Origin of the sequence: Actinosynnema sp. NPDC059335 (assembly GCF_042752395.1) — a bacterium.
Taxonomy (GTDB): domain Bacteria; phylum Actinomycetota; class Actinomycetes; order Mycobacteriales; family Pseudonocardiaceae; genus Actinosynnema.
On sequence record NZ_JBHYXZ010000101.1, the window covers coordinates 1 to 17824 of the forward strand.

The following is a 17824-nucleotide window of genomic DNA, read 5'->3' on the forward strand; positions in this document are numbered from 1 at the left end:
GCCGCGCGCGCGGGGGGGCGGGCGGCGGGGCCGGGGGGCGGCCCCCCCCCCCGCCCCCCCCGGGTTCGGGGATCAGGCCGCGGGCACCGTGTCGACGTGGTCCACGCCGGACGAGCGGTAGCCCGTCACGCGGGACTGCACCTGGGCCGGGCTGAGCACCTGGTCCTTGGCGAAGTACACCCAGTCCACGTGCTGCTGGTAGGCGCGGTCACCGGGCGTGCCCACCAGGCCGCCCGAGATGAACCACAGGTTGAAGTTGATCGACATCGGCGTCTCCGGGTAGTACTTGTCGCCGTGGTCGGCCACCTGCGCGCCGTCCACGAAGTACTTCACCCGGCCGCCGGCCACCTGGATCAGCAGGTCGTGCCAGCCGGCGTAGCTCTGCCGCTGGGCGGTGTGGATGTTGTCGGCGATCCAGGGCTCGTTCTGGTAGGTCTCCCACGTCGTCTCGTACAGGATGTTGGCCGGCTCGCCCCACCCGCCGTTGGGCAGGTACTCGAAGTCCAGCTCGCCGTAGTCCGGGTCCATGTTGCTGTTGAGCGGCGTGATGGTGAAGAACGTCTGCACCACGTGGTCGCCGTCGGGGCCGGAGACCGGGGCGTCGGAGAACTTCACCCGGGCCGCGTACGTGCCCTCGAAGAACTTCCGCTGGTGGTACAGCTCGGTCTGCCGCGCGGACGACCCGTTGTTCGACGACTCCAGCCGCAGCGACTTCTGGCCGTCCACGGTCGGGAACGTCACCTGCGCCGGGTCCCACACCGCGCCCGGCACGCCCGGCCCGCCGCCGCCCGAGCGCACGGTCCAGCCGCGCTGGGCGATCCGCGGATCGCCCGAACCCGTGTAGTTGAAGTCGTCGAACAACGCCGGGCCGTTCGGGTTCGGCGGCGTGGACGACGTCGTGGTCGTCGTGGGCGTGGTGCCGCCCGGCGGCGTGCCCCACAGCAGGGTGGCGCCCCGGTGCACGGTCACCCGCGACCACGCCGAGTAGGTGCTCGCCGCGCGGAACGAGTAGTCGTCGGACTGGGTGATCGGGCCCCAGTTCGACCGGTAGAACCGCAGTTGCAGGTCGCCGGTGTCGGCGCCGGGCGCGAGCGAGCCCGCCCCCGAGGTGAACCCGACCTCCAGGTAGCGGTCGGCGGGACCGCCGGTGAGCGTGCCGAACGTGCCGGTGACGTTGCCGCAGCCGCGCACCGCCCACGAGCACGCGAAGCGGTAGCCGACGTCCGGCGTCTCGCTCTTGAAGTAGTAGCGGACCTTCACCTCGGCCAGCGGCACGGTCGTGCCACCGGTGTTGACGAGCTTCAACCACGGCTCGACCTGGTCGGCCGTGGCGCCGGACGCGCTGGTCCGGTACTGGGCGGTGACCGAGTCGGCGGCCAGCGCCATCGGTGCGGCCACCAGCGCGGCGACGGACACCGCGGCGGCTCCGATCGCGGCGATCATGCGTGCGTGCACTGTGTTCTCCTCAAGTCAGCAGGGTGGGACAGGGGAGCGGGCGTCGTCCTCCTCTCGCGGCAAGGGCACGGACAGCGCGCTCAGGCGGCCGGTGTGCGCGCGCATCCGCTGCGTGAAATCGGTCCAGGACGGGCGCTGGGCCCAGAGCGTGTCCGCCAGCGCGGCCAGGCGCGGGTACGCGAGCCGCTCCAGGTGCCGCGCGGTCGGCACGTACTCCGTCCACAACGCGCACTGGGCGCCGAGCACCCCGTCCGGCAGCGGCAGGTGGTAGACGTCGTGCGAGGTCACCACCAGGCCGGGCTGGCCCGGCGGCTCGTCGGGGTCGGCGGACTGCGGGTAGTCCAGGTAGGTCGAGCGGTGCGGCGCCATCACCACGTCGTGGCCGAGGTCCAGCGCCGTGCGGGCGTCCGCCGCGTCGCGCCACGGCATCACCACCGCGCGCGGGTCGCCGATCGGCTCCCACGTCACCGGCACGCGCCCGCGCCCCACCACGTGCTCCGCCATCGCGCGCAGGAACCAGCCGTGCAGCTCGTGCGGTCCGGCCAGGCCCGCCTCGCGGACCCGCCGCAGCGCGCCGGGGCTCGACTCCCACTCGGTGGTCGGGCACTCGTCGCCGCCCAGGTGCACGTGCGGCCCGGGGAAGGTGTCCACCACCTCGTCCAGCACGTCCCGGCAGAAATCCAGCACGGCGTCGTCCACCCCGAACACCTCTTCGCTCACGCCCCACCGCGTCCACACCGGCAGGCGCCGGCGGGGGAAGTTGCCCAGCTCCGGGTAGGCGGCCAGGGCGGCGCGGGCGTGGCCCGGCATCTCGATCTCCGGCATCACCCGGATGCCGCGTTCGTCCGCGTAGGACACGAGCGCGGTCAGCTCCGCGCGGGTGTAGGAGCCGCCGTGCGGCACGCCGTCGCCCATGCTCTCCGCGCGCCACCCGCCGACCGACGTCAGCCGGGGGTGCCGCGGCACCGGCATCCGCCAGCCCTGGTCGTCGGTCAGGTGCAGGTGCAGCACGTTGAGCTTGTGCACGGCCATCAGGTCGACGAACCGGCGCAGCACGGCGGCCGGCTGGAAGCGGCGTGCCACGTCGAGCAGCACCCCGCGCCACGGCAGGCGCGGCGCGTCCCGGACGTCCACCCCCGGCAGCGCCCAGTCCGCCCCGGAGACCGGCCGCGAGCCCAGCGCGGTCGGCGTGACGAGCTGCCGGATCGTCTGCACGCCGTGCGCCAGCCCGTGCCGGGTCGCCGCGCGCAGCACCACCGCGTGCTCGTTCACGGTCAGCGCGTAGCCCTCGTCGCCGAGCCCCACCAGCCGCTCGTCCAGCGCGAACACCACCCGCCCGTCCTCGTGCAGCGGCAGCGGCAGGCCGGTCGCCGGGCGCAGCGACGCGCGCAGCAGCCGGGCCGCGCCCTGCGCGCCGGGCGTGGCGCGGATCGCGGTGTCCCGGTCGAGCGTGAAGCGGCCGTGCCGGCGGACCAGCCGGGTCGGTCGAGGAACGATCACCAGAGCACCCCCGGGTCAGCCCTTGACCGCGCCACCGACGATGCCGGTGGTCACGCGGCCCTGGAGGACGAGGAACACCAGCAGCACCGGCAGCATGAACAGGGTCGAGGCGGCCATCGTGGCGCCCCAGTCCGTGCCGAACGTGTTGCTGAACGACGACAGCCAGACCGGCAGCGTCCGGTCGTCCTGGTCCTTGATGATCAGCACGTTGGCGAAGGCGAACTCGTTCCAGGCGGTGATGAACCCGAACAGCGAGGTCGCCAGCAGACCGGGTGCGAGCAGCGGGAACACCACGCGCCGGAACGCCTGCGCGCGCGAGCACCCGTCGACCAGCGCCGCCTCCTCCAGGTCGACCGGGATGGCGGCGAGGAACCCGCGCAGCGTCACCACGGTGAACGGCAGCGTGATCATGAAGTAGACCAGGGTGAGCATCCAGAGCGTGTCGAGCATCCCGGTGTCCCGGGCGATCACGTAGATCGGGACGAGCAGCGCCTCCCACGGCGTCATCTGCGCCACGAACACCATCAGGACGAACCCGCGCCGCCCCTTCCACCGCAGCCGCGCCACCGCGAACGCCGCGAGCAGCGCCATGACCAGCGACAACAGCACCGCGCCGCCCGCGACCACGAGGCTGTTGCGCCAGAACGACCAGAACCCCGCCACCGACACCGCGGTGCCGAAGTGCTCGAACGTCACCGACAGCGGCAGGAACGTCGGCGTCCCGGCCTGGATGTCGCGGGTCGGCTTGACCGCGGTCAGCACCATCCAGTACACCGGGAACACCGACACGGCGAACACGACCACCGCCGCGACACCGCGCAACACCCGGCCCGTCACGACACCTCCTCCTGCCGGTAGAGCTGCCGGAAGTACGCCAGCAGCGCCAGCACGAGCAGCAGCACCATGAGCATCGACACCGCCGCGCCCAGGTCGTAGCGCTGCAACGACTGCGCGACCTGGAACGCGTACACCGGCAACGTCGTGGTGGCCTGCCCCGGACCGCCCTGCGAGATCACCCAGATCTGCACGAACGCCTTGACGACCCAGATCACCTCCAGGCAGGTGATCAACCCGAACATGGCCCGCAGCACCGGGAACGTGATGGTCGCGAACACCCGCCACGCGCCCGCGCCGTCCATCCGCGCCGCCTCGTACAGCTCGGCCGGGATCGTCACCATGGCCGCGTACAGCGACAACGCCGCGAACGGCACCGACTGCCACACGATCAGCGCCACCAGGATGGCGAACGTGGCCGTGCCGTCGGCGAACCAGGTGTAGTCGCGGAAGCCCTCGAACCCCAGCGCCACCAGCGCCCAGTTGACCACCCCGAGCCGGGACTGGAACAGCCACTGGAACACCGTCGTCGCCGCGATCACCGGCGTGGCCCACACCAGCACCAGCCCGGACATCACCAGCAGCCGCGCCCACCGCCCGAGCCGCACCAGCAGGAGCGCGACCAGCGTGGACAACACCATGATCAGCACGACGTTGACCGCGGTGAACACCAGGGTCCGCCGCACCACCGCCCAGAACTCCGGGTCGGCCAGCACCCGCGCGTAGTTCGCCAGGCCGACGAACCGGGCCTCGCCCCGCACGAGCTGGGGCAGGCCGAAGTCCTGCACCGAGATGACCACGTTGCGCGCCAACGGGTACAGCAGCAGGAACGCGGTGGCCAGCACGGTCGGCGCGATCAGCAGGTACGGCCACCAGGACGTGCCGCGGCGGCGCGGCGAGGGAGGGGTGGCCGGCGGGCGGCGCCGCACCGCCCGCGTCAGCGTCGTCGCCACGGCTACGCGCCCGACGCGAGCGCCTGGGTGATCACCCGGTCGGCCTCGGCCGCGGCCGTCGCCGGGTCCGCGCCGGTCAGCACCGCGGTGAGGAACTCCTTGATCGGGTTGCGCGCCTCGACCGCCGCCCAGTTCGGCGAGTTCGGCGTGGCGTGCCCGTTGACCGCGCCCGCCGCCATCGCCACCGCGCCGGGGTCGTCGCCGACCGCGTCCGCCAGCGAGGTGCGGTTGGGCACGTAGTTCATCGCCTTGGCCAGCTCGACCTGCCACTTCTCCCCGGCCAGGGCCTTGACCACGGCGTACGCGCCGTCCTGGCGGGTGGAGGCGAGCGGGATGATCAGGTCGGAGCCGCCGGTGAACACCGCGCCGGGCGTGGCCGCGGTCTTGCCGGGGATCGGGAAGAACCCGAGCTGGTCGGCGAGGTCGGGGTTGGCCTTGGCGACCAGCTTGGCCGCGCCCGGCACGGCGATGAACTGCGCGACCTTCCCCGCCGCCACCACGTCGGTCTGCTGCGGCTTGGCCTCGTCGGAGTCCTTCGGCCCGTCGCCCAGCGCCTGCAACCGGCGGTAGAAGTCCGCGCCCGCCAACGCCTCCGGCGTGTTCAGCGAGCCGACCCACTCGTCGCCGTCCCGCCGGGCGAGGTCGCCGCCCTCGTCCCAGACGAACCCGGACAGCACGTACCAGTTCTGGCCGGGCAGGTAGATGCCCTGGGTGTCGCCCTCGTCCAGCTCCTCGGTGACCGCCAGCCACTCGTCGCGGGTCTTCGGCGGCGTGACGCCGGCCGCCGCGAACAGGTCCTTGCGGTAGATGACCACCCGGTTGGCCGCGTAGAACGGGATGCCGAACTGCCTGCCGTCCACCGCGCCCGGCTCGGCCAGCCCGGGGATCCAGTCCCCGCCGCCCAGCTCGGCGACCTTGTCGGACAGGTCGGTGACGCCGTCGCTGGCCGCGTACTGCGCGACCTGGGTGTTGCCGACCTCGATCACGTCCGGCGGGTCGGTGCTGGCCAGCGCGCTGGTCACCTTCTGGGTGATGCCGTTCCACTCCTGGACCTGGATGTCCAGGTCCAGCTCGGGGTGCTCGCGCTCGAACTCGGCTTCGAAGCGGGCGACGAAGTCGTCGGTGGCCGAGTCCTTCATCAGCCACACGGTGACGTCCTGCTTCCCGCCGGCCGCGCCGGGCTCGGAACCGCAGGCGGACAGGGCGAGCAACGACGCGAGGACCAGGGCGACAGGGCGGTTCGGCACGTCTCACCTCTCAGCTGACCAATTGGTAAACCCAGGTGGAGCGTGTCGAAGATGGCATAGACCAATAAGGCAGTCAACACCCAGTTCACGGCCGTGAGAGCGTTCTCTTCTGTCACCGGACCACACCTGACCACTGGTCTGACATACTGGTCCGCGACCGGCGGAACGAAGCGAGGCGGCATGGCCGAACCGATCCTCAAACGCGAACGGGTGCGCGACTACCTGCTCGAACTCATCGAGACCCACCCGCCGGGCGCGCCCATCCCGGCCGAGCGCGTGCTGTGCCGCCAGCTCTCGGTGTCCCGGCCCACGCTGCGCTCGGCCGTGGACGAACTGGTCAACACCGGCCTGCTGGTCCGCCAGCACGGCCGCGGCACGTTCGTGGCGCCCGCCAAGATCACCCAGGAGCTGGTGTCCGGCGACCGCGCCATGACCGTGCCGCAGGCGGGCGGCGCGTGGTCGAGCCGGGTGCTGGAGCACGCCCGCATCCCGGCGGGCGCGCGAGTGGGCCGCAGGCTGCGCGTGTCGCCGGCGGCCGAGATCCACTACATCGCCCGGCTGCGGCTGGTCGACGGCGCGCCGATGGCGATCGAGTACCTGCACGTCCCGGTCGCCGTCGCGCCCGGCCTCACGGTCGAGGACATGGAGTCGGGCAACTTCTACGACCGGCTCGCCGACCACGGCGTGCACGTCAGCGATGCGGTGCAGTCCATCGAGCCCACGGTCACCAACGACGCCGAGTCGGAGCTGCTGGGCGTGCCGGTGTTCGCCCCCGCGCTGCTGTTCGAGCGGCTGACCAACGACACCACCGGCCGCCCGGTCGAGTACGTGCACTCGCTGTACCGGGGCGACCGCTACCGGATCGTCTCCCGGCTGTCGCTCGCGCCGACCGCGCCGCCGCCCGGCGCGCGGACCGGACACCACCCGGGCATCCCGCCCGGCGACCTGTCCTCCGGCCCCGTCCGCTCGGCCACCACCGGCGACGTCCAGTAGCTCACTCCCGCACGACCTCCAGCCGCGCCTCGAACCGCACTTCGTGGCGCCGCACCGCCGGTCCCGGCAGGGCGTTCAACCGCGCGAGCAGGGGGTCGGCCACCTCGCGCGGCAGCACACCGGGCTTGTCCGGGCTGACCGCCAGCCCGATCCACGGCGGCATGCCCGGTGTCAGCCGGAAGTGCACGAGGAGCGCCTCGACCCCGTGGTGGACGCCCTCCAGCGCGTCGTCCACGACCTGGCAGGCGTCCTGGATGAACCCGACCGCCTCCTCGGCCGACAGCTCCTGCTCCACCAACCGCTGGTCAGTGAGCAGGTGGATGGCGTCCAGCCGGACGTTGTAGAGCGGCGACGCCGCGTCGCCGACGCCTCGCGCGGTGGGCTTGGGGCGGTACGGCGGGAAGCCGTCCCGGCTCTGCGCGACCACCCCGAACGGCGAGGCGTACCGCTGGGCGTACGGCTCCAGCGTGATCTCGCTGCCCGCCGCGCGCCAGGTCAGCTCCCGGCGGTCCGCCAGCGCCCGGAGGAACCGCCGCCACAGCTCGTCCGGCATCATCAGCAGGAAGCCGTCTTCCTGCTGCACCGCGTCCACCTCGACGTCGCCGTGCAGCAGGAGCAGGAAGTTCACGCCGACGTCCAGCGCGCCGTGCACGACCGAGCCGCCGCCGGCGAACATGATCGCCTCCGGACCGGTCTGGCCCGGCCGCCACACGTACCGGGCGTCCTCGGACTCGCCCGCGCCCGGCAGCAGCAACACCGTCTCGGGCGCGCCGGACAGCAGGTCCAGCAGGCGGTCGCAGGCCGCCTCGGACAGCGAGAGCCGCACCTGCGGTCCACTGTGGACCACGCTGAGGTAGGGCGCCCGCGCGGTGGGCAGGTCGTGGCGCGACAGCACGGAGGCCGCGCCGGGGTGCGTCGGCTCCGGCTCGACGACGACCGGGCGGCGGTCGTCGAACCACCACGGGTGCGGGAACACCCGGGTCAGCTTGCCCAGCAGCGCCAGCACCCGCAGGTGGCCGTACCGCTGGGCGGCCCGGTACTCGCCCGCCAGCAACGCGACCAGCAGCAGCGGCGTGCGCCCGAAGCCGTCGAGCGCGGGCAGCCGCGGGTCGTGCAGGCGGTAGGGCAGGCACAGGAACCCGCTGATGGCCGGGCCGAACCCGAACGTGCCCCGGTCGACCTCCAGCGCGTCGCCGGGCGACAGGGCCGCGCCGCTCGCCGCCTGGTCGTGCAGCGACCGGAACAGGTCGAGCACCCGTGCGGGCGGTGGACCGTCCCGGCGCACCGCGAACACCACCTCGGGCGCGCCGACGGCCTCCATGCCGCGGGTGGCGAACAGCCAGACCTCGTGCTCGACGCCCGCGTTCACCCGGTCCAGGTACAGCGTCGCCGACAGCGCGCCGGGGACGACCTCGACCTGTTCCACGGGCACGAGCGGCTGCCTCACCTCGCTCCACCCGCCCACAGCGCCGGCCCGACGCACGGCCGAAAACCGCGGTCGTCCCGCACGACGTCGCCGCGCATGACCCGGTCCACGTCGACGCGGCACCGGTCGGGGTGCTCCCGCGCCGAACCGCCCTTCAGCACGTGCACCCCTTCCGGGGCGGTCCCCGGGTCGTCCTCGCACCACTCCCACACCGTCCCGACCAGGTCCAGCGCGCCGCCCGCGGGCGACCGCCCCAGCGGGTACATCCCCACGGCGATCGGGCCGCCGAGCCCCGACGCGGCGGTGTTGGCGTGGTCGTCGCGCCAGTCGTCGCCCCACGGGTACCGGGTGGACCCGCCGCCCGCCGCGCGCACCCACTCCCGCGCGGTCGGCAGCCGCACCACCCCGTGCCGCGCCCACGCCCGGTCGCGCAGGCCGTCCAACCACCGGCAGAACACCACCGCCTCGTGCCAGGTGACGGCGGCGGGCGCGTTCGGCTGCCGCCCCTCCAGCCCGGTCGGCCGGGCGTCCGTCGTCCGGAACCGGCCGCGGCGGAAGGCGGCGAGCTGCTCGACCGTGACGGGGTACTTCGCGATCCAGAGCGGCTCGTCGCCGGGCACCTCGCACCACACGATGTCCGGCCGCCCGTCCACGGCGCCCACGCCGGGGCGCGGATCGCCCAGCCGGGCGAGACGGGTGGAGATCTCGCGCCGCCGCGAGTGCGGCAGACCGGGCGTGACCAGCTCGTCGAGCAGGCGTTCGGGCTCGGGCCTCAGGAACTCCCGCTCCTGCGGCGTCAACGCGACGTCCATCCGGGTCACCGCCCCCACCACCGGTTCGATCCGCTCCTGCGGCCACAGGAACAGCGGGTCGCGCCCGCTGCGCGCCCAGTCCGCCGCCGCACGCCGCATCCGGTTGACCGCCAGCAGGTCCTCGTGGCCCGCGTCCAGCCACCGCGCGAACCGCGGCCAGCCGCGGAAGATCGCCTCGTGCGCCACCTCCACGAACGGGTCGGGTCCGGTGCCGGTGACCAGCAGCCGGGCGTCGACCAGCGCGTCCACCAGCGCCCTGCGGCGCGGCGCGGACAGCTCGGCCTGCGCGGCCCGGCCGCGCACCGGGCCACCGACCTCGTCCACCTCGACCAGCTTGCGCACCACCGCCCCGAACTCGGCCCGCACCTCGTCGGGCAGCGCCCGGAACGCCCGCTCGGCGAGGTGCCCGATCGCGCCCTCGACCCCGCCGATCTCCTCGTAGGCCGCCGTGGTCAACCGGTCGCCGTCGCGGCGCAGGTGCAGTTCGTGGAGCGCGAACGCCAGCAGCGGCAGCCGCCCCGGCTCCTGCCGCGCGTGCACCAGCAGCAGCTCGGGCAGGTCGCGGTCGAACCGCAGGCCGGCCAGCGCGGCCGGCCTGCGGATGATCTCCGAGACCGACGACAGGTCCGGCGGGCCCAGCGGCAGCAGCGCCGACCGCAGGTGCCGCGCCAGGCCCGGGTGCTCCAGCGCCGGGCCGAGGAAGTCCGCGCGCAGGCTCGCCACCACGGTCGCGCCGCCCGAGTCGGCCAGGTCGACCAACCGGTCCAGCAGCGCCTGCCGGTGCGCTCCGGCGGCCGGGGCGAAGACCTCCTCGAACTGGTCCACGAACACCACCGTGCGGGCGTCCTCCGGCTCCGGCAGCTCCTGACCCGCGGCGATGCCGCGGGGCGTGACGCGGTGGCCCGACCACGCGCCGTCGGCGTACCTCGGCGTGCGCCACCCCGCCGCCGCGAGCCTGGGCAGCAGCCCGGCGCCGACCAGCGACGACTTGCCCGACCCGCTGGGGCCGACGACCGTGACCAGGCGGTGCGCGCGCACGAGCCCGACCAGCGCGTCGACCTCGTGGTCGCGGCCGAAGAAGCAGTCGGCGTCGGCGGTGGTGAACGCCTGCAACCCGGGGTAGGGGGAGCGGGAGGCGTCCCAGCGCGTCCGCCGCGGCGCGGCCGGCCTGGTCCGCCGCGCGATCAGCCGGCGCAGGTGGGCGTCCACCAGCGACCGGAACTCGCGCAGGTCGGCGAACTCCTGCACCACCCCGCGCTCGCGCAGCGTGGCCAGGTAGTCGGTGAGGGCCCGGTACTGCTCGGCCTTGGCGTGCCAGTCCGGGTCGCCCAGCGCCACCGTCGCGGGCGGGGTCTTGTGGTAGACCAGCACGTCCGGCCCGCCGGCGCGCAGCGCGTCCTCGATCTCCCACACCGTGCCCGACGCCGCGCCACGCACGGGAGTGCCCAGCCGCGACCACAGCACCGCGATCACGATGTCGCTCTCCGACGGCAGGCCCTGCACCGAGTCCACCGTGTCCTGGGGCTGCTCCGAGAGCGGCAGCGGCACCGGCGCGTCGGGGTTGTCCCAGCTCACCACCCTCAGGTCCGTGCCGGGGTCGAGGAACGGGTCGAACCGCAGCCGCCGCACCACCTCCAGCACCGCGGCCCGCTCGTCGCGCACGTCGCCCGGCGACGACAGGTAGACCGTGATCGCGTTGCCCACCCTCGTACCCCACCCGCCCTGCGATTGTCGGTCCCCGGTGCCAGGATGAGCCCGCCCGCACGACCCGTCCCCGAGAGGAGGGCGCCATGAGTTCGCGACTCAACCCGTACATCAGCTTCGCAGGAAACGCCCGCGAGGCCATGGAGTTCTACGAATCCGTCTTCGGCGGCACGCTGGTGGTCAACACGTTCGGCGAGTTCGGCCAGGCCGACGCGCCCGAGGCGGAGAAGATCATGCACGCGCAGTTGGAGACGCCCAGCGGCTACACGCTGATGGCCTCCGACACCCCGCCCGGCATGCCGCACAACCCCGGCGACAACGTCACCATCAGCCTCAGCGGCGACGACGGCGAGGAGCTGCGCCGGTACTTCGAGCAGCTCTCCGAGGGCGGCAACGTCACCGTGCCGCTGGAGAAGCAGATGTGGGGCGACGAGTTCGGCGCCTGCCAGGACCGGTTCGGCATCTCCTGGATGGTCAACATCAGCGGCTCCTGACCGCGGCGCGCCGGCCGGCCTCGTACGATCGCGGCGTGACGGGTGGAGCGTGGCGGTGAACCGGCTGGGCGAGTTGGAGCGGGCCGCGATGGACGTCCTGTGGGATCGCGGCGAGCCGGTGGCGGTGCGGGAGGTGGTCCGCGCGCTGTCCGACCGCGACCTGGCGTACACGACCGTGATGACGGTGCTGAACCGGTTGGCGAAGAAGGGTTTCGTCCGGCGCGAGGCCGGCGAGGGCCGCGCCTGGCACTACGCGCCGGTGGCGAGCCGGGAGCAGTACGTGGCCGGGCTGATGCTCGACGCGCTGTCCCTGACCGGTGACCGGGAGACCGCGTTGGCGCACTTCGCGCGGTCGGTGAGCGAGCCCGAGGCGGAGGCCCTGAGCCAGGCGCTGGACGAGCGGTGAACGCCGCGTGGCACCTCGCCGCGACGCTCGCGCTGTGCGTGGCGGTGGCGGGTCCGCTCGCCCGCGCCCGGTGGGTGTGGCGTGCGCCGCGCACCGGCATCCTGGTGTGGCAGATGCTCGGCCTGGCGGCGGTGCTGTCGGCGGTCGGCCTGCTGCTCGCCCTGGGTCTCGCGCCGTACGACGCGCCCATCCCGGTCGCCCTCGGCCGCTGGGCGGGGGACGCCGTGCGCGGCGACGTGACGCCCGCGGCCGTGTTGGTCGTGCTGGGCCTGCTGTCCGCGGCCGACCTGCTCATCGGTCTGCTGTGGACCTGGTGGTCGGTGCTGCGGGTGCGCCGCAGGCACCGCGACGTGCTCGCGCTGGTCGCCCGCCGGGACGACGCCGCGCCCGGCGCGCTGGTGCTGGACCACCCGCACGTGGTCGCCTACTGCGTGCCCGGCACGCGGTCGGCCGTCGTGCTCAGCTCGGGCGCGTTGACCGCGTTGACCCGCGAGCAGGTGGACGCCGTGCTGGGGCACGAGCACGCGCACGGGCGCGAGCGGCACGACCTGGTGCTGCTGCCGTTCAGCGCGTTGTGCGCGGTGCTGCCGAAGGTGCGGCTGGTGCGGTCGGTCGCCCGGGCGGTGGCGTTGCTGGTGGAGATGCGGGCCGACGAGAGCGCGAGCCTGCGCCACGGCGCCCGGCCGCTGGCCGCCGCGCTGCGGAGGTTCGACGCGGTCCGCCCGCCCGAGGGCGCGTTGGGTGCGGCCGACGTCGCCGTGGAGGCGCGGCTGGACCGCCTGGCCGGCCTGCCGCCGCTGCCCGCCGTCGTCCGCTGGTCCGCGCTGGTCGGGGGCCTGGTGCTGGTGTCCACCCCGGTGAGCTTCGTGATCTTCTGACCCCTCCACGGGGACTACTACACGACGTAGTGCTACGTTCTGTAGTAGTCATTTCCGGAGGGGTGCGATGATCCAAGTCCTGGCGACCGCGGTGACGGTCGTCGCGTTCGGGGCCGCCGCCTGGGCGCTCGTCCTGGCGGTGCTCGACCACCCGATCACCCTGCGCACCAGGCCGACGCTCGGGTTGGCGGCGGTCGTGGTGCTGCTGGAGGCGGCGCTGCTGGTGCAGGCGGTGGTCGGCGTGGTGGCGCTGCTCGGCTCGGACCGCGAGCTGGACCGCGCGACGTTCGTCGGCTACCTGGTCGGCGTCGCGGTCGTGCTGCCGCTGGGCGCGGTGTGGTCGGTGGCCGAGCGGTCCCGGTGGGGCGCGGGCGTGCTGACCGTGACCTGCCTGAGCGTGCCCGTGATGGTGCTGCGGCTCAACCAGCTGTGGGCCGGCCATGGGTGACCGCCTGGCGCTGCTCAGCGACTGGCTGTTCACCAGCGCGTTCGGCGTCTACATGCTCGCCGCCCTGCTGTGCTCGGCCGAGTACGCGCTGACCCGGCACGCGGCGAACCCGCCCGCGTTCGCGGTCCGGTTCGGCCGGTGCGGGGTCGCGCTGACCGTCCTGGGCGGGCTGCTGCACCTCGCGTCGCTGGCGCTGCGCGGTGTCGCGACCGGCCGGGTGCCGTGGGGCAACATGTACGAGTACCTGTCGGCGGTCGGGCTCATCGCCGTCGTCGCGTGGCTCTACCTGGTGCTGCGGCACGACCTGCGCCGGATGTCGGTGTTCGTGCTGCTGCCGATCGCGTCGCTGCTGTTCCTGGCGGGCAACCGGCTCTACACCGAGGCCGCGCCGCTCGTGCCGGCGCTGCGCTCGTACTGGATCATCATCCACGTCGCGGCGGCGATCATGGCCAGCGGCGTGTTCCTGCTGTCCGGTGTGGTCAGCGCGCTGCACCTGGCGAGCACGGGCAAGGGGACCGGCAAGTCCGGGCCGGTCCGGCGGCTGCCGCCCGCCGACCACCTGGACAAGATCGCCTACCGCACCGGCGCGGTCGGGTTCCTGACGCTGACGTTCGCGATCGTCACCGGCGCGGTGTGGGCCGAGCAGGCGTGGGGCCGGTTCTGGGGCTGGGACCCCAAGGAGACGGTCGCGTTCGCCTCCTGGGTCTGCTACGCCGCCTACCTGCACGCCCGGGCGACGGCGGGCTGGCGTGGGCGGCGCTCGGCGTGGCTCAACGTCGTCGGCCTGGTCGTGGTGCTGTTCAACCTGTTCTTCGTCAACCTGGTGGCGGTGGGCCTGCACTCCTACGCGGGGGTGGACTGAGCGGCCGCGTCACGTCGGCGGAACGCGGCGCGGTAGGCGTGGGGGTTGGTGCCGACGACCCGCTTGAACCGGTCCCGGAACGCCGTGGGCGAGCCGAACCCGACCCGGGCGGCGATCCGGTCCACCGGGTGGTCGGTCGCCTCCAGCAGGTGCTGCGCCCGGCGGATGCGGGTGCGGTGCAGCCACTGCACGGGCGTGGTGCCGGTCTGCTCGCGGAACCGGCGGTTGAGCGTGCGGGTGCTCATGCCCGCGTGGGCGGCGATGTCCTCCAGGCCGATGTCGCGCTCGCAGTTGTCCTCCATCCACCGCAGCACGGGTTCGAGCACCGAGCCGCGCGGCGCGGGCGGCCGCTCGTGCACGATGAACTGCGCCTGGCCGCCCTCGCGCTCCAGCGGCATCACCGACAGGCGGGCGGCGTCGGCGGCGACCGCGGAACCGTGGTCGCGGCGGATGAGGTGCAGGCACAGGTCCAGCCCGGCGGCGGCGCCGGCCGACGTCAGCAGCCGGCCGTTGTCCACGTAGAGCACGTCCGGGTCCACCTCCACCTCAGGGTGCCGCGCGGCGAGCGCGGCGGCCGCGGCCCAGTGCGTGGTGGCGCGCAGGCCGTCGAGCAGGCCGGTGGCCGCGAGGACGAACGCGCCGGAGCAGATGGACGCGATCCGCGCGCCGCGTGCGGCGGCGCGCCGCAGCGCGTCGATCACCTCCTCCGGGACCGGGGCGGTGGCGTCGGCGCAGCCCGGCAGGATCACGGTGTCCGCGGCGACCACGGCGTCCAGCCCCCACGGCGGCTGGAGCGTGAACGCGCCCGCGTCCACCGTCGGCGTCGCGCCGCAGACCAGGACGCGGTACGCGGGACGGCCGTCGGCCAGCCGGGTGCGGGTGAACACCTCCAGGGGCGTGGACAGGTCGAACGGCACGACCCGGTCGAGGGCGAGGACGGCCACCGTGTGCATGTCGACCACGGTAGGGCGGCGTCCGGTCGGGGGTTGCCCGCGTGGCCCGGATCACCTACCGTCGAGTAAAGGTGAAGACATTTCGCGTATGTCGGCTCGGGGAGTGCTGATGCGGTTCTCTCGACGGTCGTGGGCGGCAACCGCGCTGGTGGGCGCGCTGGTCGTGGTCGGGCTGCCGGCGGCGGAGGCCGTGCCGCAGCCGTACCTGGTCGGCCGGGGCATCTCGGACGTCACCGGACCGGCCGCCGAGAACGGCATGATGGGGTACTCCTCGTTCGACCAGAAGACCACCGGCATCCACCAGCGCCAGCGCTCCCGCGCCTTCGTCGTGGTCGACCAGGCCACCGGCAAGCGGGTCGCGTACGTCAACGCGGACCTGGCGATGATCTTCCGGGCGGTGCAGGAGGAGGTGCTGGCCCGGCTCCAGGCCCGGTACGGCTCGCTCTACACCCGCGAGAACGTGCTGCTGTCCGCGACCCACACGCACGCCGGGCCCGGCGGCTACTCGCACAACCTCGCCTACAACCTCTCGATCCTCGGCCTGCAGCCGCAGACCCTGGCGGCCATTGCCGACGGCATCACCGAGTCGATCGTCGAGGCGCACGAGGACCTCAAGCCGGGCGAGCTGACCCTGGGGCGCGGCGAGCTGACCAACGCCAGCGTGAACCGCTCGCGGGTCGCGTTCGACCGCAACCCCGCCGCGGACAAGGCCCACTTCCCGGGCGCGATCGACCCGGCGATGACCGTGCTGCGGTTCCGGCAGAACGGCGCGGACGTCGGCGCGATCAGCTGGTTCGCCACCCACAACACGTCGATGACCAACAAGAACACCCTGATCAGCCCGGACAACAAGGGCTACGCGTCCTACCAGTGGGAGCACGACGACCGGGGCGTGCGATACCTGGAGGACCGGCCCGGGTTCGTCGCCGCGTTCCCCAACACCAACGCGGGCGACATGTCGCCCAACCTCAACCTCCGCCCCGGCTCCGGGCCGACCGAGGACGAGGTGGAGAACACCCGGATCATCGGCGAGCGGCAGAACCGCAAGGCCCAGGAGGTGTTCGCCGGGCCGCAGACACCGGTCACCGGCGCGGTGGACTACCGGATGCGGTTCGTGGACATGGCCGCGGTGACGGTTGACGGCCGGTACACCACCGACGGCCGCCCCGGCACGACGTGCCCCGGTGTGGTCGGCGCCTCCACGATGGCGGGCAGCGTGGAGGACGGCCCGGCGATCCCCGGCTTCAGCGAGGGCATGACCAGCCCGCTCAAGGCGTTGTTCGAACCCTTGGACGTCGAGGTGCCGCAGTGGCTGCGCGACTGCCAGTACCCGAAGGCGTCGCTGGTGCCGACCGGCCTGGTGCAGGCCACGCCGAACGTGCTGCCGCTGCAGATCGTCAGGATCGGACCGCTGCACCTGGTCGCCGTGCCGGCGGAGGTGACGATCGTGGCGGGGCTGCGGATCCGCCGCGCGGTGGCCGCCGAGGCGGGCGTGCCGCTGGAGAACGTGCTGGTGCAGGGCTACGCCAACGACTACAGCCAGTACGTGACCACCCCGGAGGAGTACGACCTCCAGCAGTACGAGGGCGGCTCGACCCTGTTCGGCCGCAACACCCTGCCCGCCTACCAGCAGGAGTTCGCCAAGCTCGCCGCGTCGCTGCGCGCGGGCACGCCCCTCGCGCCGGGCGCGACGCCGACCAAGCCCCCGTTCACCGGCATCAACCTCCAGACCGGGGTCGTGTTCGACGACAAGGCGCCGTGGCACTCGTTCGGCCAGGTGCTGACCGAGCCGGCCGCGACCTACGCGCGCGGCCGGACCGCCACGGCGGTGTTCGTCACCGGCCACCCGAAGAACAACCTGCGCCGCAACGGCACGTTCCTGGAGGTCCAACGGCTGGTCGGCGGCACGTGGACCCGGCACGCCGACGACGGCGACTGGTCCACCCGCTACCGGTGGCAGCGCGAGGGCGTGGCCAACTCGACCGCCACGATCACCTGGACGATCCCGGCCGACACCCCGGCGGGCACGTACCGGATCGTGCACCACGGCGACTGGAAGAGCGGCTGGACCGGCGCGATCACCCCGTTCACGGGCGCGACCAGGCCGTTCACCGTGGGCTGACCGACCGCGCCCGTGCGTCGCCGTCCCACACCCGACCGGCGCGCGCCCGATGCCCCGTGCCCACTCCGCCGCAAGGCCGGCAGCGCACCAGCCCTGCCTCGGGGTCGGTCGGGAGACGCCGACCCTGCCCGGACGGGGCTGGTGCGCGGACCACGTCGGTCACCTGACCGAGCACGTCATGACGTCAGGAACTTGCTGTAGGCCCACTCCCCGCAGCTGGTGTGCGGGACCACCCCACCCCAGTGGCAGACGCGAAACGCCGTGCGCTCACCCGGCACGATGTAACCACCACCGGATATGTGCTTATTGGTATCGTTGCATTCGCGCCACCGTCGGTTCTCGTACCCGCCCGACTGCGACCACGCGTCGAAACCTATCTGCCCGGGGCCGCCCACCGTTCCCCCGCATATCCTGGCCTCCCAATTCCCCGACCAGGAGTAACTGTACCCGGTTCGCTCGACGGTCACCCACAGGCGCAAATCCTTCGCCCCGGTGAAGACGCCACCCTTCTCGATGGAATACGCGTACACCTTGTCGCTGGCGTCGACCCGAGGAGCGGGATCGCCGCCCGTCGGGGCCGCCTGAGCTGGAGCCGTGGTTGCCGTGATCGACGTCGCGAAGATCGTCACAATGGATGCGAAAGACAACACCGACCGCTTGAGGCGCATATTGTTTTTCATGATGTCGAGGATAACGAAGGCTGACCCCGGTAGACGGTGACGTGGCTGCGCATCACC

The 17824-nt window shown here is 73.3% G+C and carries 16 protein-coding genes; 7 read left to right on the forward strand and 9 right to left on the reverse strand.

All coding sequences use genetic code 11. The features are described from left to right. Positions 1-72: 72 nt before the first annotated feature. From ACFXGA_RS27140 to ACFXGA_RS27160, 5 genes are read right to left on the reverse strand one after another with little or no spacing between them, the layout of a single operon-like run. Entirely contained in the window at positions 73-1455 is a 1383-nt protein-coding gene (locus ACFXGA_RS27140) for a cellulose binding domain-containing protein (protein WP_378092496.1), read from the reverse strand. Between the two features lie 15 nt (positions 1456-1470). Next, entirely contained in the window at positions 1471-2955 is a 1485-nt protein-coding gene (locus tag ACFXGA_RS27145) for a beta-N-acetylhexosaminidase (protein ID WP_378092499.1), read from the reverse strand. A gap of 15 nt (positions 2956-2970) precedes the next feature. Next, the gene (locus ACFXGA_RS27150; protein ID WP_378092501.1) at positions 2971-3792 is read right to left on the reverse strand and encodes a carbohydrate ABC transporter permease; all 822 of its coding nucleotides are present in this window, start codon (positions 3790-3792) and stop codon (positions 2971-2973) included. Continuing rightward, a complete protein-coding gene (locus tag ACFXGA_RS27155; RefSeq protein ID WP_378092503.1) occupies positions 3789-4742 on the reverse strand; it encodes a carbohydrate ABC transporter permease in 954 nt (317 codons plus the stop codon). The genes ACFXGA_RS27150 and ACFXGA_RS27155 overlap by 4 nt, the downstream gene beginning before the upstream one ends. Before the next feature lie 2 nt (positions 4743-4744). Further along, complete coding sequence (locus ACFXGA_RS27160) at positions 4745-5989, reverse strand: extracellular solute-binding protein (RefSeq protein ID WP_378092505.1); 1245 nt, start codon at positions 5987-5989, stop codon at positions 4745-4747. Positions 5990-6169: 180 nt separating this feature from the next. Here ACFXGA_RS27160 and ACFXGA_RS27165 point away from each other — a divergent pair, with 180 nt between their 5' ends. Continuing rightward, positions 6170-6982: a GntR family transcriptional regulator gene (locus ACFXGA_RS27165; protein WP_378092508.1), complete on the forward strand. Its 813-nt coding sequence runs from the start codon at positions 6170-6172 to the stop codon at positions 6980-6982. A 1-nt stretch (position 6983) separates the two neighbouring features. Here ACFXGA_RS27165 and ACFXGA_RS27170 read toward each other — a convergent pair whose 3' ends face one another. Both ACFXGA_RS27170 and ACFXGA_RS27175 read right to left on the reverse strand, forming a co-directional pair. Further along, entirely contained in the window at positions 6984-8429 is a 1446-nt protein-coding gene (locus ACFXGA_RS27170; RefSeq protein WP_378092510.1) for a hypothetical protein, read from the reverse strand. Continuing rightward, a complete protein-coding gene (locus ACFXGA_RS27175) occupies positions 8426-10924 on the reverse strand; it encodes an SUMF1/EgtB/PvdO family nonheme iron enzyme (RefSeq protein WP_378092512.1) in 2499 nt (832 codons plus the stop codon). Before ACFXGA_RS27175 ends, ACFXGA_RS27170 begins: the two co-directional genes overlap by 4 nt. 86 nt (positions 10925-11010) lie before the next feature. Here ACFXGA_RS27175 and ACFXGA_RS27180 point away from each other — a divergent pair, with 86 nt between their 5' ends. From ACFXGA_RS27180 to ccsB, 5 genes are all read left to right on the forward strand, one after another. Beyond that, positions 11011-11418 (forward strand): VOC family protein, encoded by a 408-nt coding sequence (locus ACFXGA_RS27180; RefSeq protein WP_378092514.1) that lies wholly within the window; start codon positions 11011-11013, stop codon positions 11416-11418. Between the two features lie 88 nt (positions 11419-11506). Then, positions 11507-11824, forward strand: coding sequence for a BlaI/MecI/CopY family transcriptional regulator (locus ACFXGA_RS27185; protein WP_378092556.1), 318 nt, complete (start codon positions 11507-11509; stop codon positions 11822-11824). After that, entirely contained in the window at positions 11821-12702 is an 882-nt protein-coding gene (locus ACFXGA_RS27190; protein WP_378092516.1) for a M56 family metallopeptidase, read from the forward strand. The genes ACFXGA_RS27185 and ACFXGA_RS27190 overlap by 4 nt, the downstream gene beginning before the upstream one ends. Before the next feature lie 67 nt (positions 12703-12769). Beyond that, positions 12770-13150, forward strand: coding sequence for a hypothetical protein (locus ACFXGA_RS27195; protein WP_378092518.1), 381 nt, complete (start codon positions 12770-12772; stop codon positions 13148-13150). Next, complete coding sequence (ccsB, locus tag ACFXGA_RS27200) at positions 13143-14012, forward strand: c-type cytochrome biogenesis protein CcsB (RefSeq protein ID WP_378092520.1); 870 nt, start codon at positions 13143-13145, stop codon at positions 14010-14012. Before ACFXGA_RS27195 ends, ccsB begins: the two co-directional genes overlap by 8 nt. Here the strand turns inward: ccsB and ACFXGA_RS27205 are convergent. Then, positions 13994-14965: a GlxA family transcriptional regulator gene (locus ACFXGA_RS27205; protein WP_378092522.1), complete on the reverse strand. Its 972-nt coding sequence runs from the start codon at positions 14963-14965 to the stop codon at positions 13994-13996. The genes ccsB and ACFXGA_RS27205 overlap by 19 nt on opposite strands. 109 nt (positions 14966-15074) lie before the next feature. On the opposite strand from ACFXGA_RS27205, the gene ACFXGA_RS27210 reads away from it, so the two are divergent. Beyond that, entirely contained in the window at positions 15075-17087 is a 2013-nt protein-coding gene (locus ACFXGA_RS27210; protein ID WP_378092524.1) for a neutral/alkaline ceramidase, read from the forward strand. 176 nt (positions 17088-17263) lie between these two features. Here the strand turns inward: ACFXGA_RS27210 and ACFXGA_RS27215 are convergent, their stop codons facing one another. Continuing rightward, positions 17264-17767, reverse strand: a complete 504-nt coding sequence (locus ACFXGA_RS27215; RefSeq protein WP_378092526.1) for a hypothetical protein — start codon at positions 17765-17767, stop codon at positions 17264-17266. Positions 17768-17824 lie beyond the last annotated feature (57 nt).

Coding starts and splice junctions, on each gene's coding strand:
- ACFXGA_RS27215 (WP_378092526.1), bottom strand. CDS start 17,767: ATGAAAAACAATATGCGCCTCAAGCGGTCGGTGTTGTCTTTCGCATCC.
- ACFXGA_RS27210 (WP_378092524.1), top strand. CDS start 15,075: ATGCGGTTCTCTCGACGGTCGTGGGCGGCAACCGCGCTGGTGGGCGCG.
- ACFXGA_RS27185 (WP_378092556.1), top strand. CDS start 11,507: ATGGACGTCCTGTGGGATCGCGGCGAGCCGGTGGCGGTGCGGGAGGTG.
- ACFXGA_RS27165 (WP_378092508.1), top strand. CDS start 6,170: ATGGCCGAACCGATCCTCAAACGCGAACGGGTGCGCGACTACCTGCTC.
- ACFXGA_RS27205 (WP_378092522.1), bottom strand. CDS start 14,965: ATGCACACGGTGGCCGTCCTCGCCCTCGACCGGGTCGTGCCGTTCGAC.
- ccsB (WP_378092520.1), top strand. CDS start 13,143: ATGGGTGACCGCCTGGCGCTGCTCAGCGACTGGCTGTTCACCAGCGCG.
- ACFXGA_RS27195 (WP_378092518.1), top strand. CDS start 12,770: ATGATCCAAGTCCTGGCGACCGCGGTGACGGTCGTCGCGTTCGGGGCC.
- ACFXGA_RS27180 (WP_378092514.1), top strand. CDS start 11,011: ATGAGTTCGCGACTCAACCCGTACATCAGCTTCGCAGGAAACGCCCGC.